We start from the raw sequence: 14,889 nt of genomic DNA, 5'->3' as shown, positions 1-14,889 counted from the left end.
CGGGGTTCACACCGATGGCCCCGGGTGTCACGCTGTGATCATGAGCCGTATCGAAGCGCGACGCGATGAAGACACGGTGCCGGCCGGCACCCTCGTCGACCGCCTGCTCGGCGGCCTGCCCCCCGAGGCGGTGCTCACCGACCCCGACGTCACGGCCTCCTACGCCAACGACATGGCGAGCTTCTGCCCGGCCGGCAGCCCGGCGGTGGTCGTCCTGCCCCGCACGGTCGAACAGGTCCAGCACGTCATGCGCACCGCCACCGCACTGCGCGTCCCGGTCGTCCCGCAGGGCGCCCGCACCGGCCTGTCCGGCGCCGCCAACGCGACCGACGGATGCATCGTGCTCTCCCTGACCAGGATGGACGCCATCCTGGAGATCAATCCCGTGGACCGGATCGCCGTCGTCGAACCCGGCGTCGTCAACGCCACCCTCTCCCGGGCCGTCGGCGAGCACGGCCTCTACTACCCGCCCGACCCCTCCAGCTGGGAGACGTGCACCATCGGCGGCAACATCGGCACCGCCTCCGGCGGGCTGTGCTGCGTGAAGTACGGGGTCACCGCCGAGTACGTACTCGGCCTCGACGTGGTCCTCGCCGACGGCCGCCTGATGTCCACCGGTCGCCGCACCGCCAAGGGCGTCGCCGGATACGACCTGACCCGCCTGTTCGTCGGTTCCGAGGGCTCCCTCGGCATCGTCGTGCGCGCGATCCTCGCCCTGCGGCCCAAACCGCCCGAGCAGCTCGTCCTGGCCGCCGAGTTCGCCTCCGGTGCCGCCGCCTGCGACGCCGTGTGCCGCATCATGGCCGGCGGGCACGTCCCCTCGCTCCTCGAACTCATGGACCGCACCACGGTCAAGGCCGTCAACGACATGACCCACATGGGCCTCCCCGAGAGCACCGAGGCCCTGCTGCTCGCGGCGTTCGACACCGCCGACCCCACCGCCGACCTCGCCGCCCTCGGCGCGCTCTGTGAGGACGCCGGCGCCACCCAGGTCGTACCGGCCGAGGACACCGCCGAGTCCGAACTGCTGCTCAAGGCCCGGCGGTTGTCCCTGCCCGCGCTGGAGGCGGTCAAGGGCACCACGATGATCGACGACGTGTGCGTGCCCCGCTCCCGGCTCGGCGAACTCATCGACGGCGTCGAGCGGATCTCCGAGAAGTACCGGCTCACCATCGGCGTCGTCGCCCACGCGGGGGACGGCAACACCCACCCGACGGTCTGCTTCGACGCCCAGGACCCCGAGGAGTCGCGCCGCGCCCGCGAGTCCTTCGACGAGATCATGGCCCTCGGCCTGGAACTCGGCGGCACCATAACCGGCGAGCACGGCGTCGGCGTCCTGAAGAAGGAGTGGCTGGCGCGCGAGATCGGCCCGGTGGGCCTGGAGATGCAACGGGCCGTCAAACAGACCTTCGACCCGCTGAACCTCCTGAACCCGGGCAAGCTCTTCTGAACGGCCGCTGTCCGCACCGCCTTTCCCCACCGCACCGGTACGAAAGATTTTTCGTCGCGGTACCAGATCGGTGCCCGAAAGGGGTGGGTCCGGCCGGACGGGCGGTGGTGCTTGCGCCCGTCTGATAGATGTGGTTCCCCCGACCCACCCCCGAGCAGATACGGGACGACGGACATGAGCGCCCCCACCCCGGCCCCCGGCGACGACACGCCGCGCGAAGGCTATTACCCGGACCCGTCCATTCCCGGGTACGTCCGGTACTGGAACGGTGCCGCCTGGGTGCCGGGCACGAGCCGTCCGGCGCCGGAGGGCGGCGGCGCGCCCCTCGCACCGGCGGCGTCCGCCGGTACGGCCCCGGCGGTGCCCTCCGTCGAGGCGACCGGCCCGCACTTCTTCGACGAGGACCCGACCGACGAACCGTCCCCGTCCGCTGCCCTTTCCCCTTCCACGTCCCCTTCCACGTCCCCGGCTCCCTCCCCGGCCGACTCCCAACACGGGAGCCGGCCCGAGCCCGCCTCCGCCTGGGGCGCCGACCGCTCCCGTCAGTCGGGCTTCGGCGGCGACCAGGACCGCCGGGTCTCCTGGGGCGCGGACCCGAGAGTGCCGCACGCCCCCGGTCCGGACGCCGGTGGGACGCCCGGGGACAACGAGTCCGTGTTCCGCCCGCCGACGGCGAAGTCGCCCGCCGCACCCGCCGCGCCCGCCGCCTCTTCGGGGTCCGCCCCGTCCTCCGGCGGTGCCCCGGCGGACGAGGGCACCATGACCTTCCGCGCCGTCGGCCCGCGCAAGGGTTCGTCCGGGGGGCCCGGTTTCGGGGCCGGTAAGGCCGCCGCCGCGCGCGCCGCCCGCGCTGCCTCCGCCCAGTCGGAGAACGGGAGTTCGGCTGCCGCCGCCCCGGCCGTCCCTCCGCAGGCCGTCGCCCCGACTCCCGCCCCTGCCGCCGCTCCGGCCCCGGCAGCCGGGCCGCTGTCGAGTGGCCCCGGTGGGGGGCAGTCCTCCTGGGCGCAGCAGGTGCACCGGCTCACGGACGGGGACGAACGGCCGCCCGCGCCGTGGAAGCCGCCGGTCGAGGACGTGTTCCAGGCCGCCGCCAGGCGCCAGGCCTCGGCCCGGCCCGCGGGGCTCGGCAAGCGGCTGGCCGCGCGGCTGCTGGACACGGTCCTGCTCGGCGGGGTCACCGCGGTGGCCGCCGTGCCGCTCGGCAGCGCGGCGGCGGACCACATCAGAGCGAAGATCGACGCGGCCAAACTGTCCGGGGAGACCGTCACGGTGTGGCTGCTCGACGGCACCACGTCGGTCTACCTCGGCATCGTCCTCGCCGTCCTCCTGGTCGGTGGTGTCCTCTACGAGGTGCTGCCCACCGTCAAATGGGGCCGCACCCTGGGCAAGAAGCTGCTGGGGCTGGAGGTACGGGACATCGAGGGGCACGAGGCGCCGGAGTGGGGCGCGGCCCTGCGCCGTTGGCTGGTCTACAGCATCCCCGGACTGCTCGTCATCGGTGTGGTGGGCGTCCTGTGGTGTCTGTTCGACAAGCCGTGGCGGCAGTGCTGGCACGACAAGGCCGCGCACACGTTCGTCGCGGGATAGGGCTTTTTCGGCCAGAACTCTTCTGACGGATCGTCCCGGCGCCGGTACTCCGGACGGCGGCTCGCCGGATGCGATGCCGGGGCGTTCGCGGTCGACTCGGGCCATGAGCACCGAACCGCCCCCCGACTCCGGTCAGCAGCCGCCGGACGACGACCCGTTCAAGAAGCACCCCCCACCCGGCAGCCAGCCCCCGCCGCCGCACCAGGGAGAGGGCGGCGGTTCGTACGCGGGCGGCGGAAGCCCGTACGGCGGCGGTGGCGAAGGCCCGTACGGTGGTGGCAGCCCCTACGGGCCCGGCCCCACCGACCCCCTCGCGGGGATGCCGCCGCTCGCCGACAGCGGCAGGCGCACCATCGCCCGCATCATCGACATGATCCTCGTGGGCATCGTCGTCTGGCTGCTCACCTGGCTCTTCGGGGTGAGCGAGTACAACGTGAACGGCGACCAGATCAACGCGGGGAAGTCCTTCACCCAGTCCCTCATCGCCGCGGTCCTCTACATCGCCTACGACACGTTCATGATGGCCCGCACGGGTCAGACCCTCGGCAAGAAGTGGCTGAAACTGAGGGTGGCCGACCTGTCCGACGGCGCGACCCCGTCCACGCAGACGTCACTGATCCGTGCCGCCGTGCTCTGGCTGCCGTTCGCGTTCTGCTGCGCCTGCGTCTGGACCGTGATCGCGGGCGGCTGGAGCTTCTTCGACCGGCCCTACAAGCAGGGCCTGCACGACAAGGCGGCCAAGACGGTCGTGGTGAGCACAAGATGACGCCGGGCCGACCTCAGGGCCGGGGCCCGGCGCGGTGTCAGGAAACAGCCCGCTCCCGCACCGCCTCACGGGCCGGCGCGGCTGTCGGTGACGGCACGGTCGCCCGTACCGGCTCCTGCGGCGCGGGCCGCGTCACCGGGGCGGGACGGGCGGGCCCGGAGAGCGGCACCGTCATGGCCACCAGCAGTCCGAGGGCGAGTGCCGCGACGACGACGAGCGCGATACCCACGCCCGAACTCGTCCGCGACAAGAGCAGCATGGTGAAGGTCGAGAAGACCACGGTGCACGAACCGTAGGCGAGCTGAGCGACAGTCGGACGGGGCATGGCCATCGTGTCCTCGGAAGTCGGGGGGCTGTCGGCCTGGGCTTTCCACCGGCTCAACGGTGTGCCGCCAAGCGACTCTAACCGCGAGAGTGCCCGAGCGGAACGCACAGTAAGCGTGGCCTGACCGACAGGATCGGTGCACAGGGGGCGCATGGAGTCATGCCATCCGCAAAGCCGCGCCGGGTATGCCCGCGAGATGAACCGCCCCTCCGCATAATGCAGTTGACCTGTTCAAGTCAAGGTCTGTTTTTTCTGCTGAACCTTTAGTCAAATGTGGTCACTTGACTACACGCGTTGATCACGTGTGCGCGACCGTCCATCACCCGGACCCCGCTTTCGCGCGCACGAACGCGGGAGGGGATCTCAAGTGACCAGTAGACCCTGGACGTTCAGAGCAGCCGCGACGGGCGTGGCACTCGCGGCGGTCACCGCCACCTGCTCTGCGTTCACCGTGGCCCAGGCCGACACGGCCGACCGGGCCGACCGGCCCGCCACCGTGGACCGACAGGACCCGGCGGAGCACAACCACGTGGAGCACGACCTCGCGGGGCCGCTCTCCAAGACGCAGACGGCGCAACGCGAAGAGGCCCTGAACCAGGTCATATCCGGCCAGGCGTCGGTCAAGAACCGGAACGGTTCGAAGGTCGTCGAACTCAAGGGCAAGGGCAAGAAGGGCACCGGCAAGTACGTCGAGCTCGGCCGTGAGAAGACCGACAGGATCTTCACGATCCTGGTCGAGTTCGGCGACAAGATCGACAGCCGCTACGGCGGTACCCGCGGCCCGCTGCACAACGAGATCGCCGAGCCGGACCGCAGGGTGGACAACTCCACCGCGTGGCAGGCGGACTACGACCAGAAGCACTTCGAGGACATGTACTTCGGCACCGGCAAGGGTGTCGAGTCGGTCAAGACGTACTTCGAGAAGCAGTCCTCGGGCCGCTACTCGGTCGAGGGCGCGGTCTCCGACTGGGTCAAGGTCCCCTACAACGAGGCCCGTTACGGCTCCAACGAGTGCGTTCCCGACAACTGCGCCTGGTACGTGGTGCAGGACGGCGTCAACGCCTGGGTCGACGACCAGAAGGCGGCCGGCCGGACCGGCGCCGAGATCAGGGCCGATCTCGCCGAGTACGACGAGTGGGACCGCTACGACTTCGACGGCGACGGCGACTTCAACGAGCCCGACGGCTACATCGACCACTTCCAGATCGTGCACGCCGGTGAGGACGAGTCCGCCGGCGGCGGCGCCCAGGGCGAGGACGCGATCTGGGCCCACCGCTGGTACGCCTTCGGCACCGACGCCGGCGCCACCGGACCCGAGCAGAACAAGCTCGGCGGCACCCAGATCGGCGACACCGGCGTCTGGGTCGGCGACTACACCATCCAGCCGGAGAACGGCGGACTCGGCGTCTTCGCCCACGAGTACGGCCACGACCTCGGTCTGCCGGACCACTACGACACCGCGGGCGGCGAGAACTCCACCGGCTTCTGGACCCTGATGTCCTCCGGCTCCTGGCTCGGCACCGGCAAGAACGAGATCGGTGACCTGCCCGGCGACATGACCGCCTGGGACAAGCTCCAGATGGGCTGGCTGGACTACGACACGGCCAAGGCCGCGACGAAGTCGAAGCACACGCTGGGCCTCGCCGAGTACAACACCCGTGACAAGCAGGCCCTCGTGGTCGAACTGCCCGAGAAGGCGGTCACCACCGAGGTCGTCGTCCCGGCCGAGGGCGAGACCCAGTGGTGGAGCGGCAGCGGTGACGACCTGAGGAACACGCTGACCCGCTCCGTGGACCTCACCGGCAAGGCGTCGGCCGAGCTGACCCTCGACGGCTGGTACGAGATCGAGTCCGACTACGACTTCCTCTACGCCGAGGTCTCGACCGACGGCGGCGCCAACTGGACCGCCCTGGACGGCACGGTGGACGGCCGGCCGATCCCGCGCGACGGCAGCGACAAGCCGGCCCTGCACGGCACGGTCGACGGCTACAAGCCGCTGGCGTACCCGCTGGACGCCTACGCCGGTCAGCGGATCGACCTGCGCTTCCGCTACCAGACCGACGGCGGCCTGGCGATGAAGGGCTTCGCCGCCGACCGGATCTCGGTGACGGCGGACGGCGCCGCCCTGTTCACGGACGACGCGGAGACCGCGGACGCCGCCTGGACGGCGAAGGGCTTCTCCCGCATCGGCGCGTCCTTCACCAAGGACTACGCGCAGTACTACATCGCCGAGAACCGCCAGTACGTGTCGTACGACAAGACGTTGAAGGTCGGCCCGTACAACTTCGGCTTCGTGAACAGCCGTCCGGACTGGGTGGAGCACTTCCCGTACCAGAACGGCCTGTTGATCTGGAAGTGGGACACCTCCCAGGCCGACAACAACACCAGCCGCCACCCGGGCAGGGGCCTGATCCTGCCGGTCGACTCGCACCCGACCGCGCTGAAGTGGTCCGACGGCACGCTGATGCGCAACCGCGTCCAGACGTACGACGCGCCGTTCAGCACGTTCCGCACGGACGGCATCACGCTGCACAAGAACGGCGTCGCGACCAAGATCCGCGGCTCGAAGGGGGTGCCGGTCTTCAACGACCGGACGAACACCTACTACGACGAGGCGAACCCGACCGGCGGTGTCCAGATCACTGACACCAACACCAAGATCAAGATCGTCAAGGAGTCCGGAAACGGTTCGACGATCCACCTCGAAGTGGGCCGCGCGACGAAGTAAATAGCGTTTTCGCAGGTCAGAGCGTGATCGGCGGTGACCCCCTGGCGGGTTGCCGCCGATCCGTGTTTAGGTGCCTCCTGTGGCTTTCTTATTGACACTTGGTCCGACGGGGGTATGACATCCATGGCCGCAGGAGGTTTCTGCAAGCTGCCGAACGGCACCGTGGTGGTGGCGCTGAACCTGCCCAGCCCCGCCGCCGGCCCCGCCGGCTCGGTGCGCTTCCTCGTGCACGCGGGCAACCGGGCGCGCGCCCTGACCAGGCTGCGCAACCTGGGCCTGCGCGCCGTCTACCTGCGGGGCAACGCGGCCCCGCCGACCCCCGACGAGATCACCGCGGTGCTGCACCATCCCGACGGGCTCATATGGCGCACGGCACCCGGCAGCGGCGTCCTGACCGGCACCGCGCCGGCCGTGGAGCTGTGGCATCCGATCAGGGCACTGCTCAGGAGCCCCACGGCCCCCGCCTGACCCGGCGGGGTCCCATCGGTCCGGGCGGTCCGGGCGGTCCCATCGGTCCGGGCGGTCCGAGTGGTTCCGTCGGTCCGGGTGGTCCGGGTGGTCCGGGTGGTCCGGGTGGTCCGGGTGGTCCGGGTGGTTCCGTCGGTCCGGGCGGGGGCCGTCACTGATCCGGCGGTCCCGTCACCGCACGACCGGCTTCCCCGAGAGCTCCACACCCGCTCCGCGCAGCTCCTCGAGCGCCCGCTCGGTGGTCTGTGCGGCCACCCCGGCGGTGAGGTCGAGCAGGACCTGGGTGCGGAAGCCCTCGCGGGCGGCGTCCAGCGCGGTCGCGCGCACGCAGTGGTCGGTGGCGATGCCCACCACGTCCACCTCGTCGATCTGCCGCTCCCGCAGCCAGTCGGCCAGCGCCACGCCGTTCTCGTCGGTCCCCTCGAAGCCGCTGTACGCCGCCGAGTACGCCCCCTTGTCGAAGACGGCGTCGACCGCGCCGGAGCTGACCACGGGGGCGAAGCTCGGGTGGAAGCCGGCGCCCTCCGTCCCGGCGACGCAGTGCGCGGGCCAGGAGCTGACGTAGTCGGGGTTGTCGGCGAAGTGGTCGCCGGGGGCGATGTGGTGGTCGCGGGTGGCCACCACATGCCGGTAGCCGGCCGGGGCCTGCGCGATCAGCTCGGTGATGGCGGCGGCCACGTCGGCACCACCGGTGACGGCGAGGCTGCCCCCCTCGCAGAAGTCGTTCTGCACGTCAACGACGATCAAGGCGCGGCGCATGGTCGGAGTCCTTCGGCTGTGGGGTCGGGTGGGGAGCGGACCCGGCCGGTGAAGCTCCGGGCCCGTGGAATGCGAATCGGTGCGGATCGAATACGAAATCGAACGCGGAATCGAATGCGAAACGGTGCGGACAGGGGTGCGGCACGACGGGCCGGGGTCCCGGCCGGGGAGCCGTGCGTACGGCGCGTGCGGCGGGACACGCAGTTCTAGCTACCCGAGCCTTCGTGCGCGTACTCCGTCGGAATGACGGGTTCTCCCCGGGAGAGCTGGGTCGCGGAGAGCGGCAGGTTGGCGCGGGCCGCCCGGTGCCGCTCGCGGAGCACGTCCAGCGGCTCGCGCGCGGTCGCGGTCACCTCACCGCCCTTGACCAGTTCCACCAGCAGCTGCCGGTCGGCCAGCGCGTCGGGCACCTGCCCGGTGCCGACCACCTCGGCCTCGGCGACGCCGTCCCCGTCCAGTCGTCGCGCGGCCCACTTGCGGCCGCCGACGGAGGTCTTGCCGCCGGTGGACCTCTTCGCCACCGGCACCAGCGGTGCCTTCGGGTCGGCGGACTCGGCGCGGGCGACCAGCTTGTAGACCATGGAGGCCGTCGGGTGCCCGGAGCCGGTCACCAGCTGGGTGCCGACGCCGTACGCGTCCACCGGCGCGGCGGCCAGGGAGGCGATGGCGTACTCGTCCAGGTCGGAGGTCACGAGGATCCGCGTACCGGTGGCGCCCAGCTCGTCCAGCTGCTGCCGCACCCGGTGCGCCACCAGCAGCAGGTCACCGGAGTCGATCCGTACGGCGCCCAGCTGCGGCCCGGCGACCTCGACGGCCGCGCGGACCGCCTCGGCCACGTCGTAGGTGTCCACCAGCAGTGTCGTACCGCCGCCGAGGGAGTCGACCTGCGCCCGGAAGGCGTCCCGCTCGCTGTCGTGCACCAGGGTGAAGGCGTGCGCGGAGGTGCCCACGGTCGGGATGTTGTAGCGGAAGCCGGCCGCCAGGTCCGAGGTGGAGGTGAAGCCGCCGAGGTACGCGGCCCGGGCGGCGGCCACCGCGGCCAGCTCGTGGGTGCGCCGGGCGCCCATCTCGATCAGCGGCCGGTCCCCGGCGGCGGAGGCCATCCGGGAGGCCGCCGCGGCGATCGCCGAGTCGTGGTTGAGGATCGACAGGATCACGGTCTCCAGCAGCACGCACTCCGCGAAGCTGCCCTCGACCCGCATGATCGGCGAGCCCGGGAAGTACACCTCGCCCTCCGGGTAGCCCCAGATGTCACCGGAGAAGCGGTAGTCGGCCAGCCAGTCGAGGGTCCGCCCGTCGACGACGTCCTTCTCGCGCAGGAAGTCGAGGACGGCCCCGTCGAAACGGAAGTTCTCCACCGCGTCCAGGACCCGCCCGGTGCCGGCCACCACGCCGTAGCGGCGGCCGTCCGGCAGGCGCCGGGTGAAGACCTCGAACACGCTGCGCCGGTCGGCGGTGCCCCCGCTCAGGGCGGCCTGCAGCATCGTCAGCTCGTAGTGGTCGGTGAAGAGCGCCGTCGACGGAACAGTCACCGGCAACCCAAGGTCCGCTGTGTTCATACGACGAATGCTACCCCCATTTCGTCACTCTGACGATTTCTATCCGCGCCGCGGACCGGCCCGAAGCCGGCCCCGGGTACGGCCCCGGAGGGAATTCCGGGTGAAACCCGGACGTACGACGGCCCGAGCGGGCCGGTTTGTGCTCCTGACGCCTTCCGGTGGCAGCATGGGCACTGTGACGTCACCCGCGCCCCTGGAGATCGAACGCACCGAGCCGGCGGAAGAGGCCTTCGCCGTACCCGAGCCCGACGTCCCCTGGATCACCATCGTCCACAACGACCCGGTCAACCTCATGAGCTATGTGACGTACGTCTTCCAGACGTACTTCGGCTACTCCAAGGACAAGGCCACCAAGCTCATGCTCGACGTCCACCACAAGGGCCGGGCGGTCGTCTCCAGCGGCACACGCGAGGAAATGGAACGCGACGTCCAGGCCATGCACGGCTACGGCCTGTGGGCCACCCTCCAGCAGGACCGGAAGTGACCCCGCCGGACATGACCCGCCCCCGCCCGCGTGACCGGAAGTAGCGAATCGCCTCCATGCCAGGACACTTCGAACCGCTCCCCGGCGGCGGCGCGGCCGTCGCCCTCGACGACGTCGAGATCTCCATCATCCGCTCCCTGGCCGTGCAGCTCATGGAGCTCATCGGCCCCGGCCCGGCCGAGGACGCCCCCGACGACCCGCTCGCCGGACTCTTCGCCGAGGGCCCGAGCGAGCCGCCCACCGACCCGGTGCTGCGCCGACTCTTCCCGGACGCCTACGGCGACCCCGAGGAGCCCGCCTCCTCCAAGGACACCGAGGAGCAGCGGGCGCACTCCGCGGAGTTCCGCCGCTTCACCGAGAACGACCTGCGGGCCGGCAAGCGCGACAACGCCCTCGCGGTGATCCGCTCCCTGGACGAGCTCACCGCGGCCGGTGAGGGCGGGGCGGTGCTGAAGCTCTCGGCCGGGGAGTCCCGGCAGTGGCTCGGCGCGCTGAACGACCTGCGCCTGGCGATCGGCTCCCGGCTGGAGATCGACGACGAGGACGACGCCGACCTCCTCTTCCGCCTCCCGGACGAGGATCCGCGCAAGCCCATGGTGATGGCGTACCTGTGGCTCGGCGGCCTCCAGGAAACCCTCGTCACGACCCTCATGCCGTAGGCGCGCCACGCCCGCCGCCGCCCGCCGCGGGGCCGCGCCGCCGCCTGTCGCGGTGCGGCGCCACACTTTCGGCGGAGCGGCGCCGCCCATGCCGTGCAACTGGTCGGTATGTTCGGAAAAGTCCGCTGACGTGTTCGCTCAAAGAACACTCAAGCCCGCGTGGCGATCCTGTCAAGGCTTTCGCCTCCTATGTGCCCCTCAGGTGACCTTCGCCCGCTTCTTCCTGTGGTGTGCGTCACAAACGGCTGCTGATCAGTGTTGCGACCGTGATAAATCTGCACGACCACCAGGTGAACGCCACTCATACGTTCGTCGGGTGAGCCACGAGTCGGCAACCGCCGGCCAGGTATGAGCGGACCCGCTCAGCTCCATCAGTCCGGGGGGGACCGAGACCCGATCCGGGGTCCACCAGCGGCCCGGATCGGCATGGAGAAAGGCGCATGACACATGGCCTCACCGCAGGTCGACACGGAGTCCGTATCCGGCGAGGGGTATGAGCGCGGACTCAACAGCCGGCAAGTCCAGATGATCGCGATCGGCGGCGCCATCGGCGTCGGCCTCTTCCTGGGGGCCGGAGCGAACATCGCCAAGGCCGGACCCAGCCTGATCGTCATGTACGGCCTCGCCGGCGTGATCATCTTCTTCATCATGCGGGCGCTCGGCGAGCTCCTGCTCTACCGCCCGGTCTCGGGTTCCTTCGCCGAGTACTCGCGGGAGTTCCTCGGCCCGTTCTTCGGCTACTTCACCGGCTGGACGTACTGGCTGATGTGGATCGTCATCGGTATGGCCGAACTCACGGCCGCCGCGATCTACGTCAACTACTGGTTCCCACAGATCCCGCAGTGGGTCACCGCCCTGGTCTTCCTGCTCGTCCTCTTCGGGGCCAACCTCATCTCGGTGAAGATGTTCGGCGAGATCGAGTTCTGGTTCTCGATGGTCAAGGTCACCGCCATCATCGGCATGATCGTGATCGGGCTCGGCGTGCTCACCTTCGGCTTCAGCGCCGCCGGGGACACCGCCGCGGTGTCCAACCTCTGGGCCTTCGACGGCTTCTTCCCCAAGGGCATCGGGTCGTCCCTGATGACCCTCCAGGGCGTCATGTTCGCCTACCTCGCCGTCGAAATCGTCGGCGTCACGGCCGGCGAGTCCAAGAACCCGGAGAAGACCCTCCCCAAGGCGATCAACACCCTGCCCTGGCGCATCGCCCTGTTCTACGTCGGTGCCCTCACCGTCATCCTGTGCGTGGTCAAGTGGACCGAGTTCGGGCCGGGGGTCAGCCCCTTCGTCGCGGCCTTCGCCCAGATCGGCATCCCGGCCGGCGCCGGCATCGTCAACTTCGTCGTCCTGACCGCCGCCCTGTCCTCCTGCAACTCCGGGATGTACTCCACGGGCCGCATGCTGCGCAGCCTCGCGGACAACGGCGAGGCCCCGCGGATCTTCCAGCGGCTGTCCTCCAGCAAGACCCCGGCGCTCGGCATCGCCACCTCGGTGGTCTTCATGGGCATCGGCGTCGTCCTGAACTACGTCGTCCCGGAGAAGGCCTTCGGCTACGTCACCTCCATCGCCACGGCGGCCGGCATCTGGACCTGGCTGATGATCCTGATCAGCCACATCCTCTACCGCCGCCAGGTGGTCGCGGGCAGGCTGCCCGCCTCCTCCTTCCCGGCGCCCGGCGGCTCGGTGTGCTCCTACATCGCCATCGTGTTCCTGCTCTTCGTCACCGCCCTCATCGCGATCGACGCGGAAGCCAGGATCTGTCTCTACGTGATGGCCGGCTGGGCCCTCGTCCTGGGGGTCGGCTGGGTGGTCCTCAAGAACCGCAACCCGCGCATCACCCAGGGCCGCGAGCCGGAGTTCGAGAAGATCGGCGGCTAGCCCCTACCGGCCGTGCGGGAGCACCGGCCGTGGGGTCCTGCCGGGTGGCCGTACCCGTCGTGCGGGAGTACTCGTGGCACTCCCGCACGACCGCCGTCCAAGGCGTCCGGTGTCCCGACGTCCGGCATCCGGGCCGTCCCGTACCACCCCTCGGTACGGGACGGCCCTCTGCTTATCCTGAGCCCCATGCTGACCATCACCCAGGCCCTGTACGACCAGATCGTCGCCCACGCGCGCAAGGACCACCCCGACGAGGCGTGCGGTGTGGTGGCGGGCCCCGTGGGCTCCGGCCGCCCCGAGCGCTTCATCCCCATGCTGAACGCGGCCCGCTCGCCCACGTTCTACGAGTTCGACTCGAAGGACCTGCTCAAGCTGTACCGCGAGATGGACGACAACGACGAGGAACCGGTGATCGTCTACCACTCGCACACCGCGACCGAGGCCCACCCCTCCCGCACCGACATCGACCTGGCCAGTGAGCCCGGCGCCCACTACGTCCTGGTCTCCACCGCCGACCTCGACGGCCTCGGCGAGTTCCAGTTCCGCTCGTTCCGCATCGTGGACGGCGGAGTCACGGAGGAAGAGGTCAAGGTGGTCGAGGCGTACTGACGCACCGATCTGCGCGTTCCCGCATCCCGGTCGTCAGTCATCCGAAGTATGAGACGGCATTCGGTTCCCGTCACCGGGAATCGATACGATGAGCTCATGGTTCTCCACGACGTGAGCGACAAGACGCCGGGCAAGCTGCTCGTGGCGCGGCTGCACGTCGACCTGTGCAGACTCGCCAGTGCCATCTGTTGACACCGAGCTTCCCGCCGTACGGCCCGTGAGCCCCGGCGGCCCCACCGCGCAGCACGCCTGCGCACCTCCCGCGCCGCCGCGCGCCCACCGACCAGACGACATACCGACAGGAGCCCCCTGCCATGGCCATCGAGGTCCGCATCCCGACCATCCTCCGCCAGTACACCGACGGTCAGAAGGCGGTGGAGGGCACCGGGGAGACCCTCACCGATCTCTTCGCCGACCTCGAGACCCGGCACCCGGGCATCAGGGCCCGCCTCGTCGACGACGCCAACGGTGACCAGCTGCGCCGCTTCGTCAACGTGTACCTCAACGACGAGGACGTCCGCTTCCTGGACGGCATCAACACCAAGCTGTCCGACGGCGACAGCGTCACGATCCTGCCGGCCGTGGCCGGCGGTGCGGCCTGATCCCGGATGCGTTACGACTCGCCGCTGGCCGCGGTGGGCAACACCCCCCTGGTGGGCCTGCCGCGGCTGTCGCCGTCCGCCGACGTCCGTATCTGGGCGAAGCTCGAGGACCGCAACCCGACCGGCTCGATCAAGGACCGCCCGGCCCTTTTCATGATCGAGCAGGCGGAGAAGGACGGCCGGCTCACCCCGGGCTGCACCATCCTGGAGCCGACGTCCGGCAACACCGGCATCTCCCTGGCGATGGCCGCCAAGCTCAAGGGCTACCGCATGGTGTGCGTGATGCCCGAGAACACCTCCCAGGAACGCCGGGAACTCCTCGCCATGTGGGGTGCGGAGATCATCTCCTCCCCGGCCGCGGGCGGCTCCAACACCGCCGTACGGGTGGCCAAGGAGATCTCCGCCGAACACCCGGACTGGGTGATGCTCTACCAGTACGGCAACCCCGACAACGCCGGCGCCCACTACGCGACGACCGGCCCGGAGATCCTCGCCGACCTCCCCTCGATCACCCACTTCGTGGCCGGCCTCGGTACCACCGGCACCCTCATGGGCGTCGGCCGCTACCTGCGCGAGCACAAGCCGGACGTGAAGATCGTCGCCGCCGAACCACGCTACGACGACCTGGTCTACGGACTGCGCAACCTCGACGAGGGCTTCGTCCCCGAGCTGTACGACGCCTCCGTCCTCACCACCCGCTTCTCGGTCGGCTCCGCCGACGCGGTCACCCGCACCCGTGAACTCCTCCAGCAGGAAGGCATCTTCGCCGGTGTCTCCACCGGCGCCGCCCTGCACGCCGCGATCGGCGTGGCGAACAAGGCGCTCAAGGCGGGGGAGTCCGCCGACGTCGCCTTCGTCGTCGCCGACGGTGGCTGGAAGTACCTGTCGACCGGCGTCTACACCGCCGCCACGACGGAGGAAGCCATCGACACGCTCCAGGGCCAGCTCTGGGCGTGACCCGCACGAGGACAGCACGAAGGGGCCGGAGATCCACTCCGGCCCCTTCTGTGTTTCCGGG

At 70.2% G+C, this 14,889-nt stretch carries 15 protein-coding genes; 12 read left to right on the top strand and 3 right to left on the bottom strand.

What is annotated here, in order from left to right; all coding sequences use genetic code 11:
• The first annotated feature begins 34 nt into the window (after nucleotides 1–34).
• From ACVW19_RS12595 to ACVW19_RS12585, 3 genes are all read left to right on the top strand, one after another.
• Nucleotides 35–1,450 carry an FAD-binding oxidoreductase gene (locus ACVW19_RS12595; RefSeq protein ID WP_457459304.1) on the top strand — a complete coding sequence of 472 codons (1,416 nt, stop codon included), beginning with the start codon at nucleotides 35–37 and terminating at the stop codon, nucleotides 1,448–1,450.
• 174 nt (nucleotides 1,451–1,624) lie between these two features.
• Nucleotides 1,625–3,037, top strand: coding sequence for an RDD family protein (locus ACVW19_RS12590; protein ID WP_457459302.1), 1,413 nt, complete (start codon nucleotides 1,625–1,627; stop codon nucleotides 3,035–3,037).
• Between the two features lie 103 nt (nucleotides 3,038–3,140).
• Nucleotides 3,141–3,803: an RDD family protein gene (locus ACVW19_RS12585; RefSeq protein ID WP_457459301.1), complete on the top strand. Its 663-nt coding sequence runs from the start codon at nucleotides 3,141–3,143 to the stop codon at nucleotides 3,801–3,803.
• Nucleotides 3,804–3,840: 37 nt separating this feature from the next.
• Here ACVW19_RS12585 and ACVW19_RS12580 read toward each other — a convergent pair whose 3' ends face one another.
• Nucleotides 3,841–4,134 carry a hypothetical protein gene (locus ACVW19_RS12580; RefSeq protein ID WP_457459299.1) on the bottom strand — a complete coding sequence of 98 codons (294 nt, stop codon included), beginning with the start codon at nucleotides 4,132–4,134 and terminating at the stop codon, nucleotides 3,841–3,843.
• A gap of 361 nt (nucleotides 4,135–4,495) precedes the next feature.
• Here ACVW19_RS12580 and ACVW19_RS12575 point away from each other — a divergent pair, with 361 nt between their 5' ends.
• Nucleotides 4,496–6,856 carry an immune inhibitor A domain-containing protein gene (locus tag ACVW19_RS12575; RefSeq protein WP_457459296.1) on the top strand — a complete coding sequence of 787 codons (2,361 nt, stop codon included), beginning with the start codon at nucleotides 4,496–4,498 and terminating at the stop codon, nucleotides 6,854–6,856.
• Nucleotides 6,857–6,979: 123 nt separating this feature from the next.
• Entirely contained in the window at nucleotides 6,980–7,324 is a 345-nt protein-coding gene (locus tag ACVW19_RS12570; protein WP_457459294.1) for a hypothetical protein, read from the top strand.
• A gap of 171 nt (nucleotides 7,325–7,495) precedes the next feature.
• Here ACVW19_RS12570 and ACVW19_RS12565 read toward each other — a convergent pair whose 3' ends face one another.
• The gene (locus ACVW19_RS12565) at nucleotides 7,496–8,083 is read right to left on the bottom strand and encodes a nicotinamidase (protein ID WP_457459293.1); all 588 of its coding nucleotides are present in this window, start codon (nucleotides 8,081–8,083) and stop codon (nucleotides 7,496–7,498) included.
• A gap of 206 nt (nucleotides 8,084–8,289) precedes the next feature.
• Nucleotides 8,290–9,642 (bottom strand): nicotinate phosphoribosyltransferase, encoded by a 1,353-nt coding sequence (locus ACVW19_RS12560; RefSeq protein ID WP_457459292.1) that lies wholly within the window; start codon nucleotides 9,640–9,642, stop codon nucleotides 8,290–8,292.
• 166 nt (nucleotides 9,643–9,808) lie between these two features.
• Between ACVW19_RS12560 and clpS the strand changes: the two genes are divergently transcribed.
• From clpS to ACVW19_RS12525, 7 genes are all read left to right on the top strand, one after another.
• The gene (gene clpS, locus ACVW19_RS12555; RefSeq protein ID WP_361448956.1) at nucleotides 9,809–10,126 is read left to right on the top strand and encodes an ATP-dependent Clp protease adapter ClpS; all 318 of its coding nucleotides are present in this window, start codon (nucleotides 9,809–9,811) and stop codon (nucleotides 10,124–10,126) included.
• A gap of 56 nt (nucleotides 10,127–10,182) precedes the next feature.
• Nucleotides 10,183–10,785: a DUF2017 domain-containing protein gene (locus ACVW19_RS12550; RefSeq protein WP_457459290.1), complete on the top strand. Its 603-nt coding sequence runs from the start codon at nucleotides 10,183–10,185 to the stop codon at nucleotides 10,783–10,785.
• Nucleotides 10,786–11,232: 447 nt separating this feature from the next.
• Entirely contained in the window at nucleotides 11,233–12,660 is a 1,428-nt protein-coding gene (locus tag ACVW19_RS12545; protein WP_457459288.1) for an amino acid permease, read from the top strand.
• A gap of 186 nt (nucleotides 12,661–12,846) precedes the next feature.
• Complete coding sequence (locus ACVW19_RS12540; RefSeq protein ID WP_457459286.1) at nucleotides 12,847–13,269, top strand: Mov34/MPN/PAD-1 family protein; 423 nt, start codon at nucleotides 12,847–12,849, stop codon at nucleotides 13,267–13,269.
• 96 nt (nucleotides 13,270–13,365) lie between these two features.
• The gene (locus tag ACVW19_RS12535) at nucleotides 13,366–13,461 is read left to right on the top strand and encodes a putative leader peptide (RefSeq protein WP_323056066.1); all 96 of its coding nucleotides are present in this window, start codon (nucleotides 13,366–13,368) and stop codon (nucleotides 13,459–13,461) included.
• 122 nt (nucleotides 13,462–13,583) lie between these two features.
• Complete coding sequence (locus ACVW19_RS12530; protein WP_457459284.1) at nucleotides 13,584–13,871, top strand: MoaD/ThiS family protein; 288 nt, start codon at nucleotides 13,584–13,586, stop codon at nucleotides 13,869–13,871.
• 6 nt (nucleotides 13,872–13,877) lie between these two features.
• Nucleotides 13,878–14,828: a PLP-dependent cysteine synthase family protein gene (locus tag ACVW19_RS12525; protein WP_109378356.1), complete on the top strand. Its 951-nt coding sequence runs from the start codon at nucleotides 13,878–13,880 to the stop codon at nucleotides 14,826–14,828.
• Nucleotides 14,829–14,889 lie beyond the last annotated feature (61 nt).

Source organism: Streptomyces sp. TE5632, from assembly GCF_054061295.1.
This window is presented reverse-complemented; position numbering and strand designations above follow the sequence as displayed.

Coding starts and splice junctions, on each gene's coding strand:
- ACVW19_RS12590 (WP_457459302.1), top strand. CDS start 1,625: ATGAGCGCCCCCACCCCGGCCCCCGGCGACGACACGCCGCGCGAAGGC.
- ACVW19_RS12585 (WP_457459301.1), top strand. CDS start 3,141: ATGAGCACCGAACCGCCCCCCGACTCCGGTCAGCAGCCGCCGGACGAC.
- ACVW19_RS12580 (WP_457459299.1), bottom strand. CDS start 4,134: ATGGCCATGCCCCGTCCGACTGTCGCTCAGCTCGCCTACGGTTCGTGC.
- ACVW19_RS12570 (WP_457459294.1), top strand. CDS start 6,980: ATGGCCGCAGGAGGTTTCTGCAAGCTGCCGAACGGCACCGTGGTGGTG.
- ACVW19_RS12565 (WP_457459293.1), bottom strand. CDS start 8,083: ATGCGCCGCGCCTTGATCGTCGTTGACGTGCAGAACGACTTCTGCGAG.
- ACVW19_RS12560 (WP_457459292.1), bottom strand. CDS start 9,642: ATGAACACAGCGGACCTTGGGTTGCCGGTGACTGTTCCGTCGACGGCG.
- clpS (WP_361448956.1), top strand. CDS start 9,809: ATGGGCACTGTGACGTCACCCGCGCCCCTGGAGATCGAACGCACCGAG.
- ACVW19_RS12550 (WP_457459290.1), top strand. CDS start 10,183: ATGCCAGGACACTTCGAACCGCTCCCCGGCGGCGGCGCGGCCGTCGCC.
- ACVW19_RS12545 (WP_457459288.1), top strand. CDS start 11,233: ATGGCCTCACCGCAGGTCGACACGGAGTCCGTATCCGGCGAGGGGTAT.
- ACVW19_RS12540 (WP_457459286.1), top strand. CDS start 12,847: ATGCTGACCATCACCCAGGCCCTGTACGACCAGATCGTCGCCCACGCG.
- ACVW19_RS12535 (WP_323056066.1), top strand. CDS start 13,366: ATGGTTCTCCACGACGTGAGCGACAAGACGCCGGGCAAGCTGCTCGTG.
- ACVW19_RS12530 (WP_457459284.1), top strand. CDS start 13,584: ATGGCCATCGAGGTCCGCATCCCGACCATCCTCCGCCAGTACACCGAC.
- ACVW19_RS12525 (WP_109378356.1), top strand. CDS start 13,878: ATGCGTTACGACTCGCCGCTGGCCGCGGTGGGCAACACCCCCCTGGTG.